We start from the raw sequence: 23,703 nt of genomic DNA, 5'->3' as shown, positions 1-23,703 counted from the left end.
AATGACTTTCAAATCTGTCAATAAAAATATTAGTGATCAATTCGATCTTCTGACAAATATAAAATTAAAATTCATTGTGATTAAGATCACCTTTAATTTCTTTTTCAACTCAAATTAAATACTCGAAATGATCAATGTCACATTTTGTTTGACGTTAGGTTTGATTGAAAATGTGATCTATGACCATTTTGAGGTTTTGTGAAAGTTTATAACGTGAACGTTTGTGCGATGTTGGCGTTTTGTGGATTAAAGCTTGAGATGACTGGCCTTTTTGCGATGAGTTTAACTAAACACTTTGTTTTTAATGTCTTATGGGTAAATAACGCATCACGCTGCTCGCGTTGTGTTGTTTAGAGCGATTTTGAGCAGCGCGATACCTCCGACGACGGTTAATGGTTCAGAGCTAAATACTCGCGCGCGTTTCCACTGCCCATGTAACGTGCAAGCGTTTTCTCAGGCACATCGCGTAAATCCACCATAATCAATCCATCCAGTGCGTTGTTAAACGCCGGATCGACGTTAAAACACACCAACTTACCATTCAAACTCAAATATTGGCGCAGTAATACCGGAACGCCTTTGCCTTCGTCAATTCGAGCGATCACGCGAGATAGCAACTGTAAATCTCCCAATGCGGTTAGCATGCTGGTATTCCAGTTTAAGTTGGTTTCTGGCAGTGGGTTTGACGGAGTGACGTATTCGGCGCAGTCGTTGTCGCAGTGGTGTAGGGTCATCGATTGTGCCAGCAACTGACGCGCGGTATGGCTGTAATCGTTGCTGATGCTCACTGGGCCAAACAAGTGCGTGTATTCGGGATGTTGATGGACAAAAGTCGCTATGCCTTTCCAGAGTAAGAGTAGGGCACTCATGCTTTTTTGATATTGCTCGGCAATCACAGAACGACCCATTTCAATCGACTTACCCATTTGATCGAGAAAGCGTTGGTCATAGTTGAACAATGTGCGCGAATACAATCCTTCTACGCCATATTTCGCCAATAATTGATCAACTAATCCAAGACGGTAAGCACCTACCATACATTGGTTCTCACGATCCCACACAAATAGGTGCAGGTAATCATGATCGAAATGATCGATGTCTATCGCTTGTCCGGTCCCTTCGCCAACTTGACGGAAATTATGTTCTCGCAAGCGGCCAATTTCATGCAGGATAGATGGGATCTGCTGTGCGTTGGCGCAGTACACGTCGAACTCGCCATTTTGAAGCAATTGGGTTTCTGTCGGTAAGCTGTGCAGCTCTTCAAGCAATTGGCCTATGGGTAACCCTGCCGCAATAGGTAAGAGTTCATTGTCTGAGACCGTTTGCTGAGTGGCACTTACATCGCGGTTAAGCAGATAGGTGTTGAGCCTTAGATAATTGACGATCTGATCATCGTTGAGGTTATTGAGTTCTTTAAACTTGATTGCTTGCCCAAAGGACAATTCAATGGTTTTTGCGCTCTTGTTGAGTAGCTCTCTTCCTAACATCAAGGTGCGTAAAAGAGGGTGGATTTTACCTGCCATGTAGAAGCGTTTTGAGTTCTGCCCACTAATGAAGATGGGAACAGTGGCGGCTTTGTTCTTACGAATTAACGCACTGACACTGCGGCTCCATTCTTTGTCTTCTAAACGCTGTTGTTTGGCATCCACCAACTGCGACACTTCACCCGCAGGGAAAACCAATAACAAGCCGCCATTCGCAAGGTGTTTGTTGGCTGCTCTAAGTGCCTTCATGTTCGACTTGACCGCATCTTTGCCCTCGAATACGTCGACACCAATAAAAAGTTGGTCGAGCTCTGGTACGGTTTTTAGGTACTGATTCGCTAAAATTTGGATATCGTCTCGTATCATCAATAGTAGCTCGGCGAGAATCACGCCTTCAACACAACCGAGAGGGTGATTCGCCACAATGACGGTTGCGCCTTGCTTTGGCACTGCGTCGAGCGAACCATGGGCAATGCGATAGTCGATCCCCAAAATATCCAGCGTAAATCGCAAGAAAGTTTTGGTATCCGCATTCACGGGGCGTTGGGCGTAGAATTTATCGAGCTGACTTAAACCTGTTGCCCATTCTGCAACGTTTTCACCAATGCCAAACGGCGTTTTACGAGGGAGACGAAAAGGGGTCGAACTATCCATATTTACCTCAGCGTACAAGTGGCTGATCGGATAGTAGAAATTACAGATGACAGTTCAGAGGCAAATCCATGAGCCTTTGGTGACAAACTGGTGAAGCTTTGTTGACCAAAGGCGAGGGGATAGGGACGTATTAGCGTTACGTTTTGTCGCCAGCAAACATCAGGATACTCAGAGAGTTGAGCGTTTCACCGAGACTTTCTAGTGAGCTCAAGACCTGTTTGGTCGGTTCATTATCTAGCAGAATGCGACCATCAAAGCTTTTCCCTTCGCATTGATCTTCATCGCACATACCCGCTTGGGGGGCTTGTGTTGAGTTGTCATCCATTACTAAGTCGTCAGTACTCAAACAAGCCGTTGAGACAAATAATCCGCTCAGAACTACCAGCCATTTTATTTTCAACATAATCTTAAAAATCATAATAAAACACTGTTCAATTGTAATTTATTCTATTCACCATTTCGAACGACATGACAAAAACTTGGCTTTAGGTCGCCATTTTCTGGCCATAGTTGAGCTATGTTATCGATACGACGAATTGTTACTTTTGGCGAAATTAGGAGGATGAATGGAGAAGATTTCCAATAAAGCGTCAATATGGCTCGGGCTGTGTCTGATAATTGGTTTAGGAGTATTGGGCTTTTTTATTCAGCAAACGGCAGTCAAATACAAAGCCTATGAACGAGTGGTAACGGTGAAGGGATTGTCTGAACGAGAGTACTCTGCCGATACAGTGATCTGGCCAATTCAGTTCACCTTAGCGAGTACTGATATGGGGGCTATGTTTGATGACATCGATCAGCAAACGCGTTTGATTCTGGATTTCTTAAGTGCCAAAGGGCTCCCTGAAACGAGCGTTTCCCTTTCTTCTCCTGCTGTCATTGACCGAAAAGCACAGCAATACGGGAGTGAGCAAGATATCGAGTTTCGTTATTTAGCCTCGCGGACGGTTACGGTTTATAGTCAAAGTGTCGATGTGGTTCGAGCGGCAATTAATGAGATTGGTGAGCTAGGAAAACAAGGTGTACTGCTGAATCAGGACCCGTACGCGAACCGCATTGAGTACAGCTTTACTAAGCTAAATGATGTAAAGCCAGACATGATCGAAGAGGCGACGAAAAACGCCCGCGAAGTGGCGCAAAAGTTTGCGAAAGACTCACAGAGTTCACTGGGTAAGATCAAACGTGCCACGCAAGGGCAGTTCTCGATTTATGACCGAGATAGCAACACGCCTTACATTAAGAAAGTACGAGTGGTCTCAACCGTTCAGTATTACTTATCGGATTAAAATAATAGTCAAAAAGCCGCTCATCGTGTGAGCGGCTTTCTATAAGATGAGAGCTATAGGATAGGATTAATATCTTGCTCTGTATGCTCACCTTCGACCACATCAACAGGTGTGTAATGTTGATAAATCAGGAAGCCATCTTCTGATGTTTCATGGTTATCTGGTGTATCAACATACGCGGTACAGGTGTACCCAATACTGTAGGTGCCTGGGCCCATGTAACCAAACTCGTAGCTGTAGGTTGTATTACCTTCTTCGTCTTGCGATTCATTCACGTTAGCTACCGCAACTGGCGCTTGGAGTGGTTCCATCGCGCCCATATCGCCCATGGTTGAGCGATCCATCGAACCAGCGTAAAGATAGACTGAATGAACGGCAGGAACGTCATTTATTGCATTTGATGCTGCACTGTCTGCTTCACACGCTTGATACTGAATTTCACTGACTTCACCACCGATATGACCTGATTCTGATGCGTTTACTAAGCTTACCGCATTAGAGTTCATGTTCATGTAATCTTTGCCCGTTGGATCTGCCAGACCTTTACGCAAATCAAACTCGACAACATAGCTATTATGACCAGTATGAACTTTTACATACTGACCTTTTTGCGAAAACTTCAAGCGACCTTGATCGCTCGTATCTGGTTTAAAACCAAAACAGCTGCCTCGGCTAGGCACAACTAAGCCTTTGATGTTGCCGTCTGTCTTCTCTACGTATGACAGCGTTGTATCGTTTAATTGTTTGCCGTCTTTAGCGTACACACACATAGCATAATCACCAGGAGCGATGTCTTGCTCGCTAATGATCGTTTTAGCGTTACTTCCCTGATATTCCATTAGATCAACTTGGTGTAGTGCTCCATTGTCACTAACATCTAACAGAATATGTTCTCCAGTTTGTTCGCCAGTTTCTGGGTCAAATGGTACAAGGACAACATCTTTAAACGCTAAGACGACTTTGTTGGCATCGTCGACAGGCGCATCGGAAACGCTGAGAGAAAAAGTGGCTGCTTCTGTATCGGATGAAGAGTCGTCGCTACCGCAGCCCGTCAATAAAAGACCACCTGAGATAGCAAGTAAAGGATAAGTATATTTTTTCATTATGACCTCTTGTTTACACTGCTGATAAATGTAAAAGGCTAGTCTCAAAGTCGAGAAATGATGTCATTGTATTGTGATAGAGAGGTCAATCTTCAATGGTGCTATATACAAGTCCTTTTTTATAAAACTAAGTTCTTAACTGTGATGAGGGGAGTTTGATGATAGTCAAGCTGGCTTCTTTCTTATGAGCGTAAGTTAGTATGACTTATTGCTAGAAGGAATTAGTATCATGGCATACAAGCACTTTATTAGAGAACTACTGGGTTTAGCGATTGTTGTCTCTGTCGTCTTTGGCGTATTAGGCGTGATGTTAGAGCTCTGTGCACTGACGGCACTTTGGGAGCATCAGCAAACGATAGCCGATGTTTTCTTCCATGAATCTCTCTACTTCATCGTATTTTTAATTCCACCATATTTCCTCTGGAAGTTGATTAACCGTCCTGAACTGGTTTCTGCTGACCAAGCTTATTTGGCAATGAAGTTAGAGGCTGAAAGTCGACAATGAGTCGATTTAGTGAGTAATGAAAAGAAGAGGCTATGAGAAAACATTAGCCTCTTTTCTATCTGATTCGTGGGCAAAGTATTCGTTGCTTTATTGATTAAAAAGCTGCTTCTATTGTGCCTTTGAACGTACGATCGAGATAATCACGAATTGCTTGAGATTGGTAAATAGAAACGAATTTTTTATACGCTTCATTATTTTTGTCTGCGTCACGAGTAGCGATGACCATGACGGCCAGCGGTGCGTCTTTTGCTTCAAGATAGATACTTTGTTTCTTCGGGTCTAAACCAGAAGACATTACGTAGTTCATTGTGATCGCAGCCGCGTCTACATCATCCAATGTTCGTGGTAACTGGGCGGCATCTACCTCGACAAATTCAAACGACTTTGCATTTTTTTTAATATCAGTTAGGGCTGCTTTGTGGCCAACACCTTGTTTAAGCTCAATTAAACCTGCATCGGCGAGTAGCAATAGACCACGACCACCATTAGTTGGATCGTTTGGAATTGCTATGCGTGCATTGTTTGGAAGCTCTTGTAATGAGCGATACTTGTTAGAATAAAACCCCATGCGCATCAGAATGGATTGACCAATCGACACTAATTGGGCGTCATGACTATTGTTGAAGTTGTCTAAAAATGGTTGGTGCTGATAGCTGTTAATGTCGATGCTACCATCGCTAAGCGCGGCATTGGGTGTCACGTAATCAGAAAACTCGATGACTTCTACATTCAAGCCTTGCTTCGCTGCTTCCTTCGCTACTTCCTTCGCTACTGCTTCAACTACTTGAGCATGAGGCCCTACGGTTGCTCCCACTTTAATGACAGAGTCATCTTTTTCTCCACAAGCACTTAAGCCAACTACTGCCGTGAGAACCAAAGCTAGTTTCTTTAGGTGACGAATACTTTTCATTGTAACTCCATTTTTGTTTTAGACGTCCATACGTTTACATGTCCATCCTATCAGAAGCCGAAAAAGGGTCAATGGTTTAAATAGCGAGCAGACATTTTGTTTCTACGACTATATAGAAGCTTGGTAATAAGCGAAAAGAAAGAGAGGGTAGAATCGAGGAAGATGATAAGTTTGAAGTTGTTGAGGATATGAGCAACGAATTACTACACACACAACTGTACCCAAAGTCAGCAGACACAAAAAAGGCGTAGTAGGTACTAACCTGCTACGCCTTTCAAAATTTGGTGGCCCCTCGCAGACTTGAACTGCGGACCAATCGATTATGAGTCGTGATAATATTTGTTTTATCAAATTCCATGTTATCTCAAATTGTATTTAAATTATTGATAATTAGTGGATTTTTTAGCTTGCCTTATCTTGTGATATCTCACAAACTGTCATTAAGAGACCTCCTAACTACACCCACAACTACACCCAATTTAACTCTGGGTGTAGTTGCGCAACAAAGGAACTGTTATGGCAATTACGCAAAAAGAAATTGTGGGTTTAAAGCCTAAAAGTAATGCGTATTACGTTTGGGATGATGACCGAACTAAAGGCGCTGGACGTCTTGGAGTGAAAGTGTTTGCTAGTGGAAATAAAGGGTTTGTCTTTCGCTACTACCGCGAGGGTAAACGTCTCTTTATTCAGTTAGGGCGATTTCCGGCGCTCAGTCTTGTTGATGCGCGGAAGGAGGCGCATAAACTGGGCTTAATGTTAAAGCAGGGACTCGATCCTAAATTTGAATTAGCCAACGCAGAGAAAAAGCGTGAAGTAGCTCGAAGAGAGGAGGAGAGCAAGGGAAGCTTAGAGTTGCTGTTTCAAAGTTATGTAAACCAAATGAAAAAAGAGGGGAAGCGGACTTATCAAAACGTTTATCGGTCACTGGAGAAAGAGGTTTATCCATTTATCTCCAAAGAAACAAAGGCTTGTGATGTGACGACGTCTAAAATCGTTACGATATTAGCTCACATGATACAACGTGGTGCCGCTACACAAAGTAATCGAGTCAGAAGCTACCTTCATGCCGCATTTAATTATGGCCTTTCACATGACAATGATCCTGCGAATTACTTGAGAGACGCTAAGTTTGGTCTCGTCTTTAATCCAGTATCTTCTATACCAAAACAAAAAGATGCAGAACGAGTAGGGGAGCGCTATCTAACGTTCACGGAATTACATCAGTTTATGCATGATATTGAGTTTGATATAGAAGGAGTTCGATCCTCAGAAATGATGCGATGCCTTATTCTTCTTTGTATTCATACTGGTGGACAAAGACCTTATGAGATTGCAGCATCAAAATGGACGGCAATCAATTGGGATGAACGAACGTTACTTGTCACTCCGGACCTTTCGAAAAACAAGCGTAGCCACTTGGTCCCTTTAACTGAATCAGCGATGTCTATCTTAGAAAGGCTCAGAGAAAGCAACTCAGCTAGTCCATTTATTTTCCCGCATCATAAAGATGACAATGACCACGTTCGCTTAGATTCATTGAGCCAAGTCATTGCTCGTTATAGAGATGATCACCCGCAATTTGAGTATTTTATCCCTAGGGATTTACGTCGAACCTGTAAAACATTGATGGGAGAGATTGGGGTAAGTAAGGCATTGAGAGACAGGCTACAAAACCATGCTCTAAACGACGTTAGCTCAAAACATTACGATAGATACGAATATTTGGCTGAGAAGCGTTATGCTTTGGAGTTATGGGAAAGCAAGTTATCTAGAGCAGAGGAAACAGATTCAAACGTGGTTAGTCTTTGGTGAAGTGGGATTGATGTTCGCACTGCGAACGCTGCATTATTTTGTTTCTTTTTATTGATGTATCGTAGAGTTGTAAATAACGTCTTACGATTTCATGCTCAATTGATTCTCACTCGATTATGTCCAGAACTTTCACAGTTGGCACTCCGTAACTCAGAAGTGCCCCAAAATTCGTTAGGTCAAATACCCTATAAAGTTAAAGAGCCTGCGTTTTACCCTACAAAAAGTCATTTAGTAGAATGAAACTTTCACGATTTGGGCCTTTTATATGTATGTTTTGCTTGTCAAAGCGTCCGTTTTAGTAGCGAAACTAGCTAAACAACTTGTTGGAAGTGGACTAACTGCGGAAAGTATTGCTACCTTACGTTTATCTCAAAATAAAGCTGACTACCTGTGAACGCTTTTATGCGTTGGTAGAGGGTATTTGACGGTCTTAATAAAATACGGGAACAGCCATGACATTATCAAGAACAAGGCTCATGAAAGCAACAGCCCAAATTCTTGGCACTTTACTCTGTTTAGCCTTTCTTACTGGCTGTGAACGAGCAACGGAAGGGTTGCAATATGCCAAAAATCGTGATGGTTCAGATGACAAGTCAATACTTATTGGCTACAACGGTAACGACACAGATGTCGTCATCCCAGATTCGGTCGAACTTATTAATGGGGGGACATTTTATGACAAGCAGCTCACCAGCGTGGTCATCCCAAAATCGGTTACTATAATTGGAAGACAGGCGTTTGAAAACAATAAACTCACTAATGTGGTTATACCAGATTCGGTGACCTCCATTGGGGAGCGGGCGTTCGCTGAAAATAATCTCACCAGCGTTACTATTCCTGATTCAGTGACCTCGATTGGGGAGCGGGCATTTAATAAAAATGCAATATCAATAGTTAACAATGTCCCATCAGATGGTATTATTTTTGCTCGTAATGATGATGGCACTGAAAACAAAAAGATCATAATTTCCTATGGTGGGGCAAGAAAAGAGATTGCTATACCAGATTCGGTGATTACTATTGATAGTTGGATGTTTGCTGAAAGTCAGCTCACCAGAGTTACTATTCCTGATTCGGTGACCTCCATTGGGGAGCGGGCGTTCGCTGAAAATAATCTCACCAGCGTGACTATCTCAGATTCGGTGACAGCTATTGAGTACAAGGCATTTCATGACAACCAGCTCACCAGCGTTACTATTCCCGATTCAGTGACCTCCATTGGGGAGCGGGCATTTTTTGACAACCAGCTCACCAGCGTTACTATTCCTGATTCAGTGACCTCCATTGGGGAGCGGGCATTTAATAAAAATGCAATATCAATAGTTAACAATGTCCCATCAGATGGTTTTATTTTTGCTCGTAATGATGATGGCACTGATAACAAAAAGATAATAATTTCCTATGGTGGAGTAAGAAAGGAGATTGTTATTCCTGACTCGGTGACCACAATTGGAGAGTATGCGTTTTCTTCTAACAATCTCACTAGCGTAACCATCCCAACTTCGGTGACCACAATTGGAAATAGTGCGTTTTCTTTAAACAACCTCACCAGCGTAACCATCCCAAATTCGGTGACCACAATTGGAAATAGTGCGTTTTCTTTAAACAACCTCACCAGCGTAACCATCCCAAATTCGGTGACCACAATTGGAGAGTATGCGTTTGGAGAGAATCAGCTCACCAGAGTGACAATCCCTGACTCGGTGACCTCCCTTGGTGACAGTGTGTTCGCTGATAATATGCTCACCAGCGTAATTCTCCCTGATACATTGACCTCGATAGGGAAGCGGGCGTTTGCTAATAACAGGCTCACTGATGTGGTTATACCAGATTCGGTGACCACCATTGAAACTAGGGCGTTTAAAGGCAATCAGCTCACCAGTGTGGTTATACCAGATTTGGTGACCACCATTGGAAATGATGCGTTTAAAGGCAATCAGCTCACCAGTGTGGTTATACCAGACTCTGTGACCACCATTGGAAATGGGGCGTTTATGAACAACCAGCTCGCCAGCGTGGTTATACCAGATTCGGTGACCACCATTCAAAATACTGCGTTTATGAACAACAAGCTCACCAGTGTGGTTATACCAGACTCTGTGACCACCATTGGAAGTCGTGCGTTTTATAACAACCAGCTCACCAGCGTGACTCTCCCAGCTACGGTGTCTTCTCATTGGGCAGCGCCGTTTGATATTGGTGTAAAAATTAATGGAAATTAACAGTTTAAATTTTAACATAAGGCAGTACCCAACGTTTCTGGATATTAGGTGTTTTCATCAGATGTATGGGTATTTAACGCAATGGTGTTTAACAATCTGTACCTAAACATAACCTTCGAACTAGTGCGATTTAACTAATCGTCAAGTACTTGCAAACTCACTTTGCCATACCTTAATTTATTCATGTTTTGCTAATGTTCGATTGTAAGAAGCGACGACTGCTTGTGCTTTGGGGTGCTAAAAGTTATCCGTGAAATGCTAAATTAGTAAAATCACTGACTCAGAATTGTCCAATTTCTTCTATCTAAAGTACTGCTGTAAGGGGAGCCTGATTGCGTTTTGCAATACTAAGAGTTATCCGAAAGCGAAAGCGCTACTGAAACCCTAAATTAATTTATGTCCAGAAGGAGCCTGAGTCGATCACGACAAACTTTTTATTAGCAAATCTTTTGGCTCCGAGTTTCATCTTCTGTTCGCACTGCGAGCAGTTTTCTCTGGTTGCAGTTTGTTGACAAGAACAATTAAAGCAATCGGCCTCCTAAAACCGTTCCCTCCTTTTTTTTCCAAGATACTAACTCCTGTCATTTGATGAGATAAGGAGAAAGTTGATGACACATAACCGAATCATGTCCTTGAAAGAGGTCTCTGAAGCCTTAGGACGAACTCCCAAAACTATTTGGCGATGGTGGGCAAAAGAGAAAACCTTTCCGAAACCCATTCTGATTAATGGACGCTGCCTTGGGTGGCGAGAGTCTGAGCTAGATAACTGGATGGAGAATCAAGGGGGGAAAAGTGACAGCAGCAAGTGATAAAAGTCAGCCGAGCGAGCATCAACTCGATTTTCCAGACAAGAAAAAAGAAGGGCTTAAGAAGCTTATTCTGAATACAGATGACAACCTAAGGGTACTGTTAGAGCACAAAGGGTATATCCCTTACTTAAATGCGATGAACACTGAGATAGAAGTGATCCATAACGGTAAGGTTATGGAATATGAGGTGTTAATGAGTAAGCTGATAAGCGAATGTGCAAGATTCGATGTACCAAAAGCAGCAATTGGTGATCATCTACATGTTTTGGCAAAAGAGCGTTCATATCACCCTATTGTTTTGTATCTGGCTGACTCTAAATGGGATGGCGTCGAACGAGTGAAAAAAGTTATTGGGTGCATCCGTTCTAAGAGACCTGAAGTTACGGAGCTAATTATGCGGAGGTGGCTTGTTGGTTGTATTGCGGCGTTGTACGAGCCTCGGTTTAGCAGTAAGTTAGTGCCAGTGCTTCAGAGTAAGCAGTCTTTTAGAAAAACTGCTTTCTTATCAAGAATAGGTGACATCGTACAAGGGGCATTTCTTGGAGGTCGGGCTTTAGATCCTCGTTGTAAAGATAGCGTGTTACCTATTATTAAGTCATGGATTGTTGAACTCGGTGAACTGGAGTCTTCAACAAAGCACAGTCAAGGTCAGCTGAAAGCATTTATATCCCAAGAGGCAGACACAATCAGGTTGCCCTATGCGCGTACCGACCTCAAAAAACCGAGGCAAACGCTTTTGATAGCGACGGTAAACGGCCAAGATTTCTTGAAGGACAGAACGGGTAATACTCGGTTTGGTGTGATTGAACTAAATGAACCCATTGATATGACTACTGTGAATCGGATTCTCGGGTGGCAATACAACGGAACTGGCAGCCTTCGCCAAGAAGAGCCCGAGTCATTGCGGCAGTTTTGGTTGGAGGTCAAGCACATGTATGAAGCTGGTGAGCCTTGGGTACTGTCAATGGACGAGCAGGCTCTGGTTGATACGGTATCAGATAAATATTTGGATAAAGGGCGTTGGTATAAAATGCTTCAGGAGCGAATATCAATGGAGGCTGATGATAATCGAAGCCAGACTGAATGGCTTGCACCTGGCCAAATTAGCCAGATCTTAGGCATACCATGTAACTATGTTGCTCATGTCGGCAGAGCTCTACAGCGATTAGCTGATGAGGGGAAAATTGAAACTCGTTACAAAGATGGCTACAGGCTGTATTTGTTTCCAAGCATCTATCGTTCACATTTCTGAGATTGTATGTTCATAACTTTACTTCACTTACCTCACTTAAAGTGGAGTAAGTGAAGTAAATTGAGAAAAACCAAGTTTATGTCGTTCGCACTGCGAACATCTGATCAATTCAATCAATCGACCTCTTAAAACCGTTACGCCTCTTTTTATCAAAGATACTGGTTCAGTCATCAAATGAGAAAAGGAGGACGCTCATGGCAAGAGAGCGAATTATGTCCCTTAAAGAAGTTTCAGATTCACTAGGTCGGAGTCCGAGGACGATCTGGCGTTGGTGGGCCAAAGACAAATGTTTTCCCAAACCAATTCAAATCAACGGACGTTGTTTGGGATGGCGTGAGCGAGACTTTGTTGATTGGTTAGTAGAGCAAGAACAGACTTTTAAAGATTAAATTTATGTACGCGAGGCTATAGGCCTCGCTTTTTTTCTCACTGCGAACGTGAATTCCACTTGTTGGGATAGGCAGTTTGGTTCCGCATCAGTTAAATATTGGACCAATGTATAGGGTTACTATTTACGAGGAACCTTAATCAAGAGCGACGAGAGATACGCTTGAAGAGTTTGCCAAACTTAGATGGTGGTAACGTCAGAGTTGTTAAGAATAAGAAAAGCATAGCGACAAATCTGTAGGTATCAGTGTAGTAGCTATTGTTTGTTTCAATGAAAAACAGCCAGTTATCAATAAATTCTTTATTAAACAATACATTATAATGCTGCCCACCAAAGTTGCCTAAAATAAATAAGTATCCCAAGAAGGCAATAATATGATTTTTTTTAGAATAGAAACCTGAAAAATAATGGCAAATCAATACCCCGAGAACACTCAGTAAAATATATTCCAATAAAGGCATTATTCCTTTTCCTTAAAGTACGGCTCTATCCATTGTTTTAGTGCAGTAGGGCCAGAGCGCTCACCTTGGTTTATGAGCCAACCTACAAATGAAGGCTCTTACTACGTTTGCAGATTTAATGGGAAAGTTGAGCTTGTTGACCTTAAACTGGTTCATAGTGTAGATGGAAGAAGCGGTAAATTGATGATCTTTGGCTTAAACCAAGAGCCAGTGCCTTTAGATGAAGCGGGAGCTGGCGATTGGTTATGGTCTTTCTCTTATCACCAAACAAATACACTTGACTGAAGCATATAATTAGAATGAAGTGACTTAATGTACAGTAAATGTTGAGTCACTTTTCCCCAGCTACCAATCTGAATTATCTCTATGGCGTTTTTCTGTAACCCTATTCCTCAACTTACCCTCTAAATCCCGCTCGAACTCACATCCGATAACATCAAAGTAGATGTTGTCTGATAGCCCATCGTCAAAGCTTATATGCTCACTATCTTCACTATCTCTTGAGGCGTCTAGAATTAAAATGATGCTTTCGATTATTGAAATACAAGTCATGCTGAGTATTGATAGTGGGCTGAGGGCTTTTTTATCTTCCATGTTCCGTCCTCACATTGCCTTTCAAATTATAGATAAGGCTTCCGAACTTTGTGAAGCGCTTTAATCAATAACGACGAGAGAAGTGATTAAAGAGCTTGCTAAACTTAGATGGTGGTAATGTAGCAGTAGTGGACACTAGGAAAACAAAACTCATAAACCTCAGAGAGCCTGATACAGTTTCGGAGTTAGAATTAATGAAGAATAACCAATTGTCGACAATGGTTTTTTCAAACAAAATGCTGTAGTGCTGATGGCCAAATGCACATGCCGCAGCAACATATAAAATAAATCTTATATTAGTATTTTTTTTTCTGTAACGCTCTGACAAAAAGTGACTTGTTCCTAGTCCAATTAGACTAATGAATGCGTATTGCACTACTGACATTATTGGCCCTCTTCAAGGTAGGGGGAGATCGCACCTTCCACAGTATTATAATTACCAAACGTTTCGTTGAGTAATGCACCACTAGACATTGTTCTCCACCCTTTCGAAAAATCTTTAGATGAGTAGTAAAAAAGTTTAAATTGGCGAGCATTCGGCACGTTCGCATGTGGGATGGCCTTTAAAGTGCTTTTTAATCCATATAAGCTTGTTGCGATATCTACGGCAGCGTATGCGGCATCACCATCTCTCGGTGCCATTCCCATCTGTTCTGCTGCTAAGTGATACCCTTTTCGTATAAAGCTATTATTGTCACCATAATCACCGGTATATCGCCCTTTCCAGTTCTGAACGATATTACCAGTTATATTGTATGAGTTTTCATAAATGTTGTTTCCCCCGTGAGTAATCATTGGAGTACCAACGCCACTGCACCAAGATGCGCCAGCTATAGAAAAAACAGAGCTTGTAACACAGATACCATATCCAGCAGATAATTGTCCTACTCCAGCTATAAGACCAATACCATATTTGCCCAGTTCAAGAGCTTGATCAATCAAGCTTTGTCGTTCTTGCTTTACCAGACGAACAATTTTGCTCCCTACTAGAATCCCATCTCTGTAATCATTCAATAGGCATTGACCAAGAAAACGATATTCTTCCCGAAATTGATGTTGGACGGTTGGGTCTTGCAAGTGACTCATGCTGTACATGTTAGCTTGACGAAGCAAGCCTCTAACTGCAACTCTTACTTCGTCTTCTTCTATGTGCGTAGGAATATTGCTCATTGGGTTACTTTTTCCTTAAGTTCGGAAAGTGGCTGTATCCAAGATGCAAAAGCAGCAGTGTTTGCTCCAACATGACGCCAGTTAATATCCCTGTATGAAATAGCGATAGTTTCTGTCATCTCGCTTTCGTTGAAGTCGACGACATGTGGCATATGAGATGAAACTGACCTAATTAGGGCACCACTCAACGTTATCTCATAAAAAAGCTCATCCCCACCTTTATGATTTGGCCTATAAAAAGTCAGGCGGCATTTTAACTCTTCCCCATCGGAGCACGCTTGAGCCAATACTGGTGAAGATTTATCAATTTTCTTAACAATTTGAATTGGAGCATGGATCGAGCGGCTGTCGTGTGCAATCGAATGAGAGAAAGATAGGACGGTAATCTCATCCTCATGACCTAGCTGTTTCCCATAGAATAGAAAGTATTGCAGCCTGTTGATAGACAACCACTCATGATGCTCTCTATAGATAGGTAAGTTTTTGTACTCATTGGTTTTTCCTGAATATTAAACGTGCAAAAAATGTTAGCAAACTAAACTAAGTGGGTCACCTTGCATATCGATGTTCTTATTAGTTGAAATGTCCGTGAAGACGATCTAAAAGCAGGTATTATCAAATTCGTGAAGGTCAGCCGCATTCTTTAGTTAGGCTCTATAGAAGGCCTTAGTATTAATCTAATTACTGCTTAGAAGAGCATCTCATTACTTTTTATTCATTGCTCTTGGCTTTGTTCACATTAAGATTTTCTGATTCGCTTATAGTGATACTGTAAGTGAATGTTCGCAGTGCGAACAAAACAACGTAAAGGGGGATGCATGGTGCAGATGGACGAATTTATTTGGAAGCGCTACATGGAAGACATAGAAGGTATGTTTAGAGATGCTGTCACGAGTTTGGACTTGCAGCATCGCGCCGTCATGGCTAAAGCAATTACGGCCATGTTAATTCAAGAGCCACCATTTAAGCTTACAGATGAAAACATAATCAATTACTTGAAATCTCCTGATGACATCAAACGTCAGATATTCGTTCAGTATGGTTACTTTGATCCACGCCTCGAATCGTCTTTGTAAGAAGCTGTTCTATGTATCGATAATATCAAAGAACCACTGCTCAACAGCATAAAGAACGCACGTTAAAGCCCTCCTGTCACTAGCTGTGAAATAGGTAGTGACAGGAGGTATACCACGAGCGCATCACCTTATTTTTTCTATATTCTCGTTATTTCTTTTAAGCGGGGTCACTTGGTGACAGCCAAGTGACAGATTGGTAGTCTCATCACGTAAATAAAAAAGTAGCTGTCGCTATAAAGACTCTTCATAAATCATAAATGTTCAACAGGAGAAAGAAACGTAACCAGCATTGTGATGTCACAATGCTCTTCTCGTAGATGCTCACGCTTCTTCAAGTAGATCATGTACGACATTCGTAACTATCGATACACAAACCATCACTCTTGCCCTAATCGTCTCTGAGGCATTCATCTTACTAACCATAAGTTTGAATTGGGCTTATCACTAACCATCAGGTTCACGTGGTTTGATTACGTTTTCTCCATCATTTTTTCAAGTAGATAGAGCCATATGAGCTATATGGCTCTTATTTGTTTAGGAGTAAGAGTCATGAGCAAACCAAATTTACGACACGGCCTAGTTTTGTTAATGAAGCGCAACATTGATGGGAGTTATGCCTCTCAAGCTGCACGTAAAAACATCCTCATCCAAATCGAAAAACAATTAAAGAGAGGAGGGTACAGGCACTTAACTCCAAATACACTTAAGTTAAAGCACGTAAAATTTTTGGTTGAGCATTGGCAAAGTCAACGATTAAGCATTGGAACTATAAAAAACCGAATGGCACATATTCGTTGGGTATTCGAAAAGACTGGACGTGAGCATTTGTTACCCAAGTCCAATGAAGAGTTGGGGATAGGAAAGAGAGTTTTCAGTGACAATAGTACCAACAAGGCGAAAGAGCTTGATGAAGTAAAGTTTAACGCAATCTCAGACCCATATATAAAAATAGCGTTAGAGCTACAATCTGCATTCGGTCTGAGGCGGGAAGAAGCTTTGAAGTTTAACCCCAGTATAGCTATTAAAGTAGATAGAATTCATTTAATGGGTTCTTGGACTAAAGGTGGCAAGGCGCGAGAGGTACCAATCAGAAACGAATATCAAAAGCAGGTATTAGAACGAGCTATAGCTATTGCCCCAAGAGGCTCTCTGACTCCCGCAGGCAAAAAGTACATTCAACAGCTAAAGCACTACGAAAATACTTGTAGGAAGGTTGGGTTATGCAAGAACCATGGTCTACGCCATCAATATGCTCAACAGCGATACATAGAACTGACAGGAATGAATGCACCTAAAGCGGGTGGTTTAACTAGCAGAGAACTGAGTAGAGAACAAAAAAGTGCAGATAAAGAAGCTCGCCTTATTATTAGTAGAGAGTTAGGGCATGAGCGAGAAGAGATTACAGTTATCTATCTTGGCCGGTAAGCACATTATCAAGTTTTGTATTGTTAGGTTAAAATATAACCACAAGAACACTAGGGCGGGTTTCAATATGTTAGTACAACTTTTGGATGTAACGGGTATGACTTTAGCTCAACTTTTATTTTTAGCTCTAGTTACCGTTGGTACAATCGGTTTGCCTTTGTTAGCTATTTGGTATGATCGCAAACACGGAATTGAGTAAAATAGGCAGATAATAAAAAGCGCCCCCTTTCATATAAGGGGGCGCTTTTTATTATCTTATCGAATTTTCTGTTCTGCTCGTGATGGAAAAATGTTGGCAAGCTCAGCAAAGCGTCCAAAATTGTGAGCTAAGCAACTTCCTAACTACACCCACAACTACACCCAAAATCACTAGGTACAAAAAAAGCCTAGCAGGTACTAACCTGCTACGCCTTCTAGAATATGGTGGCCCCTCGCAGACTTGAACTGCGGACCAATCGATTATGAGTCGACTGCTCTAACCACTGAGCTAAGGGGCCTTAATAGGACAACGATTATAGGGGAAGCGTTGCAAGGTGTCTAGATACCAACTAGGGCAATTGCGCTTAGTTTTTATCCACTTAGCACAGTAGATAATAAAAAAGGTGACCTAAAGTCACCTTTTTTGATTTCTAAAAGCTTGTATGCGCTGCGATTATTCGTCTAGGAAGCTGCGCAGAGTCTCTGAGCGGCTTGGGTGACGAAGTTTACGTAGTGCTTTTGCTTCGATCTGACGGATACGCTCACGAGTAACGTCGAACTGCTTACCAACTTCTTCTAGAGTATGGTCAGTGTTCATGTCAATACCAAAGCGCATACGAAGTACTTTCGCTTCACGTGGCGTTAGACCTGCAAGCACGTCTTTCGTTGCCACTTTAAGGCTAGTTGCTGTTGCAGAATCTAGCGGAAGTTCTAGCGTTGTATCTTCGATAAAATCACCTAGATGCGAATCTTCGTCGTCACCGATTGGTGTCTCCATTGAGATAGGTTCTTTAGCGATTTTCAGAACTTTGCGAATCTTGTCTTCTGGCATCTGCATGCGCTCAGCCAGTTCTTCCGGTAATGGCTCACGACCCATCTCTTGCAGCATTTGACGAGAGATACGGTTTAGCTTGTTGATCGTTTCGATCATGTGTACCGGAATACGAATCGTACGAGCTTGGTCTGCGATTGAACGAGTGATTGCCTGACGGATCCACCACGTTGCGTAAGTCGAGAACTTGTAACCACGACGGTATTCGAACTTATCTACCGCTTTCATCAGACCGATGTTACCTTCCTGGATAAGATCCAAGAACTGTAGGCCACGGTTGGTGTATTTCTTCGCGATAGAAATTACAAGACGCAAGTTCGCTTCAACCATCTCTTTTTTCGCACGGCGAGCTTTTGCTTCACCGATAGACATACGACGGCTGATGTCTTTAATGTTCTGTACGTTTAGAGAAGTCTCTTCTTCAATCATTTTTAGCTTAGCGATTGAACGACGGATTTCTTCTTCGTTACGTTTGATCTTTTCAGCGTATGGCTTGTCTGAAGCAAGAACTTCATCCAACCAAGCTTCACTTGATTCATTACCAGTGAACAGCGCGATGAATGATTTCTTCGGCATTTTGCCGTATTCAACCACAGACTTCATGATCAGGCGTTCTTGAGTACGAACGCGATCCATAGCAGTACGCAGTTCATTCACTAGGTGATCAAACTGTTTAGGCGTTAGACGAAACTCGCGGAATACGTCTAGCATCATTTCATTAGCAACGGTTGCTTTCGGGCTGTTATAGCCGTACTCGTTGATTGCTAATTGAAGATTTTGATAGGTGCTGCGTAGTTGGTTGAATTTCTCTAGCGCTAATTCTGGATCGATACCTACATCTTCTTCAGAATCATCTGAATCGTCATCGCTATCTTCGTCGTCATCAACGTCTTCATCGTCTTCTTCTTCTAACTGAGATTCAGTCAGTTCAGAACCGATGTGTGTTGCTGTTGGGGCAGCGGTGTCGTCAGCATCTGGGTCTACAAAACCTGAAATAAGGTCAGTAAGACGTAGTTCTTCAGCTTGAACTTTGTCAAATTGCTCAAGAATGTACGGAATCGTACCTGGGTATTCAGCAACAGACGATTGAACTTGGTTAATACCTTCTTCAATACGTTTTGCGATGTCGATTTCGCCTTCGCGAGTTAGAAGTTCGACAGTACCCATCTCACGCATGTACATACGTACTGGGTCTGTTGTACGACCAATCTCACTCTCTACGCTAGACAGTGCAGCGGCTGCAGCTTCGGCTGCATCTTCATCGGTAATATTTGTGTCATCGTTCAGTGCTAAATCATCAGCATCAGGAGCAGTTTCTACTACCTTAATGCCCATGTCGTTGATCATCTGAATGATGTCTTCTACCTGTTCTGAATCTACGATTTCAGCAGGTAGGTGGTCATTTACTTCGGCGTAGGTCAGATAGCCTTGTTCCTTGCCTTTAATAACAAGTGACTTTAGCTGTGACTGCGGATTGTGATCCATAGACGGTATCCAACTTCGTAATCTGGTGAAGGAATCAGTATGCGAAATGCAAACCACTTACTATAACAAATTAAATCGTTGCTGACTAATTAAACAGGGTTACGCTTTTAAATCTAGCATAAGTGCTAGCAGCTCCCTTTTCTCTTCGGCTGATAAACCGACACTTCTTGCTTTGGCCTGCAGGTTTTCAATTTGTTTTTCTACGCACTGGGCAATAATTTTATCCAGTGAGTCTAAAAATATTTCTTCTTGGTTGTCCTCATCGAGTGGAATGTCCCAACTCGCGAGACGAGACAGAAGGGTCTCATTTTGGCTGTTTCGCCAATGCTCTAATAATTGGCCTGTGTTGATATGGGGATGCGCTTGGCATTTATCAAGTACATCAACAAATAAACTTAGACCAGGAATGGGTAAATCTCTAACGCTAGTTAGATCTGGCACCATACTTACGTATTGTGGGTTTTGAATCAGTAACGCGATCACTTCTCGCATCGGCGTTCGCTTGATTTCTTTATGAGGTTGAGGCCTTTTATCCTCTTTACCTTGTTTTGAAATTAGCTGCTGTAGTTGGCGTTCATCAACCAAACCCAAACGGCGGCCAAGCAGTTCTCTCAAGTATAGTCTTAAAGTGCCGCCAGGGACTTTGTCGATGAGAGGAACAGCAAGGGTACTCAGTTTTGCCATGCCTTCTTTCGTGCTCATATCGACTTGCTGAGTCAATGAGCTGAACATGAATTCAGACAAGGGCATCGCATTAGACACTTGTTGTTCAAATGCTTGTTTTCCGTTTTGTCGGATATAAGAGTCGGGATCTTCTCCATCCGGCAAAAACATGAATTTTAACTGGCGACCATCAGTTAGGTAAGGCAATGCATTTTCCATGGCACGCCACGCTGCTTCACGGCCTGCGCGGTCACCGTCGTAACAACATACGACAGTGCTTGTTTGCCTGAATAATACTTGCAAGTGATCGCCCGTTGTAGAGGTACCCAATGAGGCAACGGAATAATCTACGCCATATTGAGCAAGCGCGACAACATCCATATAGCCTTCAACCACTAAAATTTGTGGTGGCTCACGGTACGCTTGTAGTACTTCATAAAGGCCATACAATTCTTTACCTTTATGAAATATCGGGGTCTCGGGTGAGTTGAGATATTTCGGTGTCCCATCACCTAATACTCGACCACCAAAGCCTATTACTCGGCCGCGTCTGTCTCGAATAGGAAACATCACTCGACCACGGAATCGGTCGTAGCGGTTGCCTTTATCGTTTTCAATCAACATGCCGCCTGTGACGAGCATGTCTTGGTTTTCTTTATTCTGGCCAAAGTTCTTACGAACTAAATCCCATTCATCAGCCACATAGCCGATGCCAAACTTCTGGACGATTTCACCAGACAGGCCGCGATCTTTTAGATACTCAATCGCCACTTTACTTGCTGGCTGCTTGAGTTGGTTACGATAAAATTGAGCAATGCTGCCCATTAAGTCGTATAGATTACGTTTTTCACTGCTGCTTGCTTGTGGGCCTGACTGGAACGAACCATTACCGCCGCTACGTTGTTCGCGAGGAACATCTAAGCCCAAGTATGAAGCGAGTTCTTCAATGGCTTCGACGAATTCTAGCCGGTCGAATTCCATCAAAAAGTCGATGGCATTTCCGTGCGCACCACAACCAAAACAATGGTAGAACTGTTTTTCTTGACTGACGCTGAATGACGGCGTCTTTTCGTTGTGGAACGGGCAGCATGCGCCGTAGTTTTTGCCTTTTTTCTTAAGTTTCACACGTGCGTCGATGATATCGACAATATCAAGTCGAGCTAGAAGGTCATCGATAAAACTGCGAGGGATGTGTCCAGCCATAAAACCTAACAAAAAAAGAAGATGATGAGTGGAGTGAATGCTTTAAAAGAATAAGCGTGTTGCTCACTTATTTCATTCCATTCATCCAGATACAAACAAGCCGTGCGTTCCAAAGGATAGCACGGCTTGCTGCAATTGGGTGGGGTATCTTAAGCCAGTTTAGCGCGAACTAAACCGCTTACTTTACCCATATCTGCGCGCCCTTGAATTTGCGGTTTCAGAACGCCCATTACTTTGCCCATGTCTTGCATGCCAGCTGCGCCAGATTCAGCAATCGCGTTCTCGATAAGAGCCGCTACTTCTTCGTCTGTCAGTGGTTGAGGCATAAAGTCCTCAAGAACGGTAATTTCTGCTTGTTCCGCATCAGCAAGATCTTGACGACCCGCTGCTTCATACTGCGCTACAGAGTCGCGACGTTGTTTAACCATTTTGGTCAATACTGCAAGAATGTCGTCATCGTTCAGAGTGATCTGCTCGTCAACTTCACGTTGCTTGATTGCTGATAGGGCTAAACGAATAGTACCAAGGCGTAATTTGTCCTTGGCTTTCATCGCTAATTTTTGCTCTTCTTTGAGTTGATCAATCAGAGCCATAACTAAATTCCTTTTGGAGCTCAGTTATTAGTACAGGCGAACGCGACGAGCGTTTTCGCGAGCTAGCTTCTTAGCGTGACGCTTTTGAGCTGCTGCTTTAGCGCGTTTGCGAACTGTAGTTGGTTTTTCGTAGTGCTCACGACGACGCACTTCAGAAAGGATACCTGCTTTTTCGCAAGAGCGCTTGAAACGACGTAGAGCAACGTCGAACGGTTCGTTTTCACGTACTTTAACTACTGGCATATGCCTTTCACCTCAGGGGTTATTCGTTAACGCTGGCATTCAACAGACCAAATCACAATTGTTTGGTCTCTTACCAGCTTGATCAAAAATGGTGCGGAATTTTAATCCGATCACAACTACTTTGTAAAGCCTTTTGTCGATTATTGTCTGTACAAAATTTGTTTGCAGCACCAAGGCGAGGTAATATGACGCCCAAATTTCCTCTATACAGAAAGCATACTGAGAAAACCATGCGCATTATCGGTATTGAAACCTCTTGTGACGAGACTGGCATCGCGATTTATGACGATGAAAAAGGTCTGCTGTCACACAAGCTTTACAGCCAAGTAAAACTGCACGCAGATTACGGTGGTGTGGTGCCTGAGTTGGCTTCACGTGACCATGTAAAGAAAACCATTCCTCTTATTAAAGAGGCACTAAAAGAAGCGAACTTAACTTCGAAAGACATTGATGGTGTCGCGTACACCGCGGGGCCAGGTCTCGTTGGTGCACTATTAGTGGGCGCTACTATTGGTCGCAGTATTGCTTATGCTTGGGGAGTGCCAGCGGTACCTGTTCATCATATGGAAGGTCACCTGTTGGCTCCAATGCTGGAAGATAACCCACCGCCATTCCCGTTTGTGGCAGTGTTGGTGTCGGGTGGTCACTCGATGATGGTCGAAGTGAGAGGCATCGGTGAGTACAAAATTCTGGGTGAGTCGATTGATGATGCGGCGGGCGAAGCGTTTGATAAAACAGCGAAGCTAATGGGTTTGGATTACCCAGGCGGCCCACTATTATCTAAACTGGCGGAAAAAGGTACACCGGGCCGTTTTAAGTTCCCGCGCCCAATGACTGATCGCCCTGGCTTGGATATGAGTTTCTCTGGCCTGAAAACCTTTACAGCAAATACGATTGCTGCGAATGGCGATGACGAGCAAACTCGCGCAGACATCGCACTGGCATTTGAAGAAGCCGTGTGTGCAACATTGGCGATTAAATGTAAACGCGCGCTTGAGCAAACAGGCATGAAGCGTATTGTTATTGCTGGTGGTGTGAGTGCTAACCGTCGTTTACGTGCAGAGTTAGAGAAGCTAGCGAAGAAAGTTGGCGGCGAGGTTTACTACCCACGAACTGAGTTCTGTACGGATAATGGTGCGATGATCGCTTACGCTGGTATGCAGCGTTTGAAGAATGGCGAAGTGGCCGATATGTCGGTAGAGGCTCGCCCACGTTGGCCGATTGACCAACTGACGCCAGTCGCTTAATCAAACTTATGCGGTAGGTTTGAAATAGATTCACTACGATAAAGGTCTCTGCTCATCAGAGGCCTTTATTTTTAGCTATGCAATGAAA

The 23,703-nt window shown here is 42.9% G+C and carries 23 protein-coding genes and 1 tRNA gene; 11 read left to right on the top strand and 13 right to left on the bottom strand.

The window, feature by feature from the left end; genetic code table 11:
* Positions 1–389: 389 nt before the first annotated feature.
* Both L3V32_RS15445 and L3V32_RS15440 read right to left on the bottom strand, forming a co-directional pair.
* Entirely contained in the window at positions 390–2,138 is a 1,749-nt protein-coding gene (locus L3V32_RS15445) for a lysophospholipid acyltransferase family protein (RefSeq protein WP_237284655.1), read from the bottom strand.
* 136 nt (positions 2,139–2,274) lie between these two features.
* Positions 2,275–2,541: a hypothetical protein gene (locus L3V32_RS15440; protein WP_031780245.1), complete on the bottom strand. Its 267-nt coding sequence runs from the start codon at positions 2,539–2,541 to the stop codon at positions 2,275–2,277.
* A 163-nt stretch (positions 2,542–2,704) separates the two neighbouring features.
* On the opposite strand from L3V32_RS15440, the gene L3V32_RS15435 reads away from it, so the two are divergent.
* Complete coding sequence (locus L3V32_RS15435; RefSeq protein WP_237284654.1) at positions 2,705–3,424, top strand: SIMPL domain-containing protein; 720 nt, start codon at positions 2,705–2,707, stop codon at positions 3,422–3,424.
* Positions 3,425–3,477: 53 nt separating this feature from the next.
* Here L3V32_RS15435 and L3V32_RS15430 read toward each other — a convergent pair whose 3' ends face one another.
* Positions 3,478–4,527 (bottom strand): DUF4382 domain-containing protein, encoded by a 1,050-nt coding sequence (locus L3V32_RS15430; protein WP_046874012.1) that lies wholly within the window; start codon positions 4,525–4,527, stop codon positions 3,478–3,480.
* A 229-nt stretch (positions 4,528–4,756) separates the two neighbouring features.
* On the opposite strand from L3V32_RS15430, the gene L3V32_RS15425 reads away from it, so the two are divergent.
* Positions 4,757–5,032, top strand: coding sequence for a D-fructose-6-phosphate amidotransferase (locus tag L3V32_RS15425; RefSeq protein ID WP_237284653.1), 276 nt, complete (start codon positions 4,757–4,759; stop codon positions 5,030–5,032).
* A 94-nt stretch (positions 5,033–5,126) separates the two neighbouring features.
* On the opposite strand, the gene L3V32_RS15420 is transcribed toward L3V32_RS15425, so the two are convergent.
* Entirely contained in the window at positions 5,127–5,942 is an 816-nt protein-coding gene (locus L3V32_RS15420; RefSeq protein WP_237284652.1) for a MetQ/NlpA family ABC transporter substrate-binding protein, read from the bottom strand.
* Positions 5,943–6,458: 516 nt separating this feature from the next.
* Between L3V32_RS15420 and L3V32_RS15415 the strand changes: the two genes are divergently transcribed.
* The 5 genes from L3V32_RS15415 to L3V32_RS15395 all read left to right on the top strand — a co-directional run bounded on the left by L3V32_RS15415 (position 6,459) and on the right by L3V32_RS15395 (position 12,426).
* Positions 6,459–7,754: a site-specific integrase gene (locus L3V32_RS15415; RefSeq protein WP_237284651.1), complete on the top strand. Its 1,296-nt coding sequence runs from the start codon at positions 6,459–6,461 to the stop codon at positions 7,752–7,754.
* A 476-nt stretch (positions 7,755–8,230) separates the two neighbouring features.
* Complete coding sequence (locus L3V32_RS15410; RefSeq protein WP_237284650.1) at positions 8,231–9,976, top strand: leucine-rich repeat domain-containing protein; 1,746 nt, start codon at positions 8,231–8,233, stop codon at positions 9,974–9,976.
* A gap of 608 nt (positions 9,977–10,584) precedes the next feature.
* Positions 10,585–10,785, top strand: coding sequence for an AlpA family transcriptional regulator (locus L3V32_RS15405; RefSeq protein ID WP_017634407.1), 201 nt, complete (start codon positions 10,585–10,587; stop codon positions 10,783–10,785).
* Positions 10,769–12,037, top strand: a complete 1,269-nt coding sequence (locus L3V32_RS15400; RefSeq protein WP_237284649.1) for a virulence-associated E family protein — start codon at positions 10,769–10,771, stop codon at positions 12,035–12,037. The genes L3V32_RS15405 and L3V32_RS15400 overlap by 17 nt, the downstream gene beginning before the upstream one ends.
* A gap of 194 nt (positions 12,038–12,231) precedes the next feature.
* Positions 12,232–12,426 carry an AlpA family transcriptional regulator gene (locus L3V32_RS15395; protein ID WP_134990532.1) on the top strand — a complete coding sequence of 65 codons (195 nt, stop codon included), beginning with the start codon at positions 12,232–12,234 and terminating at the stop codon, positions 12,424–12,426.
* Positions 12,427–12,565: 139 nt separating this feature from the next.
* Here the strand turns inward: L3V32_RS15395 and L3V32_RS15390 are convergent, their stop codons facing one another.
* The 4 genes from L3V32_RS15390 to tssD form a co-directional block, all read right to left on the bottom strand.
* Positions 12,566–12,886: a hypothetical protein gene (locus L3V32_RS15390; protein ID WP_206225466.1), complete on the bottom strand. Its 321-nt coding sequence runs from the start codon at positions 12,884–12,886 to the stop codon at positions 12,566–12,568.
* Between the two features lie 345 nt (positions 12,887–13,231).
* Entirely contained in the window at positions 13,232–13,480 is a 249-nt protein-coding gene (locus L3V32_RS15385; RefSeq protein ID WP_206225468.1) for a hypothetical protein, read from the bottom strand.
* Positions 13,481–13,864: 384 nt separating this feature from the next.
* Positions 13,865–14,650: a DUF4225 domain-containing protein gene (locus L3V32_RS15380; RefSeq protein ID WP_237284648.1), complete on the bottom strand. Its 786-nt coding sequence runs from the start codon at positions 14,648–14,650 to the stop codon at positions 13,865–13,867.
* Positions 14,647–15,099 (bottom strand): type VI secretion system tube protein TssD, encoded by a 453-nt coding sequence (gene tssD, locus L3V32_RS15375; RefSeq protein WP_237284647.1) that lies wholly within the window; start codon positions 15,097–15,099, stop codon positions 14,647–14,649. Before tssD ends, L3V32_RS15380 begins: the two co-directional genes overlap by 4 nt.
* A 369-nt stretch (positions 15,100–15,468) precedes the next feature.
* Here tssD and L3V32_RS15370 point away from each other — a divergent pair, with 369 nt between their 5' ends.
* The 3 genes from L3V32_RS15370 to L3V32_RS26095 all read left to right on the top strand — a co-directional run bounded on the left by L3V32_RS15370 (position 15,469) and on the right by L3V32_RS26095 (position 17,350).
* Positions 15,469–15,726, top strand: a complete 258-nt coding sequence (locus L3V32_RS15370) for a hypothetical protein (protein ID WP_237284646.1) — start codon at positions 15,469–15,471, stop codon at positions 15,724–15,726.
* Positions 15,727–16,275: 549 nt separating this feature from the next.
* Complete coding sequence (locus L3V32_RS15365; RefSeq protein WP_017634401.1) at positions 16,276–17,151, top strand: phage integrase N-terminal domain-containing protein; 876 nt, start codon at positions 16,276–16,278, stop codon at positions 17,149–17,151.
* A 67-nt stretch (positions 17,152–17,218) separates the two neighbouring features.
* On the top strand, positions 17,219–17,350 hold the full coding sequence (locus tag L3V32_RS26095) for a hypothetical protein (RefSeq protein ID WP_017634400.1): 132 nt from the start codon (positions 17,219–17,221) through the stop codon (positions 17,348–17,350).
* A 222-nt stretch (positions 17,351–17,572) separates the two neighbouring features.
* Here L3V32_RS26095 and L3V32_RS15360 read toward each other — a convergent pair.
* The 5 genes from L3V32_RS15360 to rpsU form a co-directional block, all read right to left on the bottom strand.
* Positions 17,573–17,648: transfer RNA gene (locus tag L3V32_RS15360), tRNA-Ile, on the bottom strand.
* A 155-nt stretch (positions 17,649–17,803) separates the two neighbouring features.
* On the bottom strand, positions 17,804–19,666 hold the full coding sequence (gene rpoD / locus L3V32_RS15355; protein ID WP_005395986.1) for an RNA polymerase sigma factor RpoD: 1,863 nt from the start codon (positions 19,664–19,666) through the stop codon (positions 17,804–17,806).
* Between the two features lie 99 nt (positions 19,667–19,765).
* Positions 19,766–21,532, bottom strand: coding sequence for a DNA primase (gene dnaG, locus L3V32_RS15350; protein ID WP_005379719.1), 1,767 nt, complete (start codon positions 21,530–21,532; stop codon positions 19,766–19,768).
* Positions 21,533–21,681: 149 nt separating this feature from the next.
* Positions 21,682–22,125: a GatB/YqeY domain-containing protein gene (locus tag L3V32_RS15345; RefSeq protein ID WP_005395984.1), complete on the bottom strand. Its 444-nt coding sequence runs from the start codon at positions 22,123–22,125 to the stop codon at positions 21,682–21,684.
* Between the two features lie 27 nt (positions 22,126–22,152).
* Entirely contained in the window at positions 22,153–22,368 is a 216-nt protein-coding gene (gene rpsU / locus L3V32_RS15340; RefSeq protein ID WP_001145625.1) for a 30S ribosomal protein S21, read from the bottom strand.
* A 230-nt stretch (positions 22,369–22,598) separates the two neighbouring features.
* Here rpsU and tsaD point away from each other — a divergent pair, with 230 nt between their 5' ends.
* Complete coding sequence (tsaD, locus tag L3V32_RS15335) at positions 22,599–23,615, top strand: tRNA (adenosine(37)-N6)-threonylcarbamoyltransferase complex transferase subunit TsaD (protein WP_046874179.1); 1,017 nt, start codon at positions 22,599–22,601, stop codon at positions 23,613–23,615.
* Positions 23,616–23,703 lie beyond the last annotated feature (88 nt).

The sequence above is a fragment of the Vibrio sp. J2-4 genome (assembly GCF_021728155.1).
Taxonomy (GTDB): Bacteria; Pseudomonadota; Gammaproteobacteria; order Enterobacterales; family Vibrionaceae; genus Vibrio; species Vibrio diabolicus.
This window is presented reverse-complemented; position numbering and strand designations above follow the sequence as displayed.

Excerpts from the sequence above, each read along its gene's own strand:
- L3V32_RS15435 (WP_237284654.1), top strand. The coding sequence starts at position 2,705 with ATGGAGAAGATTTCCAATAAAGCGTCAATATGGCTCGGGCTGTGTCTG.
- L3V32_RS15385 (WP_206225468.1), bottom strand. The coding sequence starts at position 13,480 with ATGGAAGATAAAAAAGCCCTCAGCCCACTATCAATACTCAGCATGACT.
- L3V32_RS15445 (WP_237284655.1), bottom strand. The coding sequence starts at position 2,138 with ATGGATAGTTCGACCCCTTTTCGTCTCCCTCGTAAAACGCCGTTTGGC.
- L3V32_RS15420 (WP_237284652.1), bottom strand. The coding sequence starts at position 5,942 with ATGAAAAGTATTCGTCACCTAAAGAAACTAGCTTTGGTTCTCACGGCA.
- L3V32_RS15365 (WP_017634401.1), top strand. The coding sequence starts at position 16,276 with ATGAGCAAACCAAATTTACGACACGGCCTAGTTTTGTTAATGAAGCGC.
- L3V32_RS15425 (WP_237284653.1), top strand. The coding sequence starts at position 4,757 with ATGGCATACAAGCACTTTATTAGAGAACTACTGGGTTTAGCGATTGTT.
- L3V32_RS15430 (WP_046874012.1), bottom strand. The coding sequence starts at position 4,527 with ATGAAAAAATATACTTATCCTTTACTTGCTATCTCAGGTGGTCTTTTA.
- L3V32_RS15440 (WP_031780245.1), bottom strand. The coding sequence starts at position 2,541 with ATGTTGAAAATAAAATGGCTGGTAGTTCTGAGCGGATTATTTGTCTCA.
- L3V32_RS15390 (WP_206225466.1), bottom strand. The coding sequence starts at position 12,886 with ATGCCTTTATTGGAATATATTTTACTGAGTGTTCTCGGGGTATTGATT.
- L3V32_RS15380 (WP_237284648.1), bottom strand. The coding sequence starts at position 14,650 with ATGAGCAATATTCCTACGCACATAGAAGAAGACGAAGTAAGAGTTGCA.
- L3V32_RS15405 (WP_017634407.1), top strand. The coding sequence starts at position 10,585 with ATGACACATAACCGAATCATGTCCTTGAAAGAGGTCTCTGAAGCCTTA.
- rpsU (WP_001145625.1), bottom strand. The coding sequence starts at position 22,368 with ATGCCAGTAGTTAAAGTACGTGAAAACGAACCGTTCGACGTTGCTCTA.
- dnaG (WP_005379719.1), bottom strand. The coding sequence starts at position 21,532 with ATGGCTGGACACATCCCTCGCAGTTTTATCGATGACCTTCTAGCTCGA.
- tsaD (WP_046874179.1), top strand. The coding sequence starts at position 22,599 with ATGCGCATTATCGGTATTGAAACCTCTTGTGACGAGACTGGCATCGCG.
- L3V32_RS15345 (WP_005395984.1), bottom strand. The coding sequence starts at position 22,125 with ATGGCTCTGATTGATCAACTCAAAGAAGAGCAAAAATTAGCGATGAAA.
- rpoD (WP_005395986.1), bottom strand. The coding sequence starts at position 19,666 with ATGGATCACAATCCGCAGTCACAGCTAAAGTCACTTGTTATTAAAGGC.
- L3V32_RS26095 (WP_017634400.1), top strand. The coding sequence starts at position 17,219 with ATGTTAGTACAACTTTTGGATGTAACGGGTATGACTTTAGCTCAACTT.
- L3V32_RS15395 (WP_134990532.1), top strand. The coding sequence starts at position 12,232 with ATGGCAAGAGAGCGAATTATGTCCCTTAAAGAAGTTTCAGATTCACTA.
- L3V32_RS15370 (WP_237284646.1), top strand. The coding sequence starts at position 15,469 with ATGGTGCAGATGGACGAATTTATTTGGAAGCGCTACATGGAAGACATA.
- L3V32_RS15410 (WP_237284650.1), top strand. The coding sequence starts at position 8,231 with ATGAAAGCAACAGCCCAAATTCTTGGCACTTTACTCTGTTTAGCCTTT.
- L3V32_RS15415 (WP_237284651.1), top strand. The coding sequence starts at position 6,459 with ATGGCAATTACGCAAAAAGAAATTGTGGGTTTAAAGCCTAAAAGTAAT.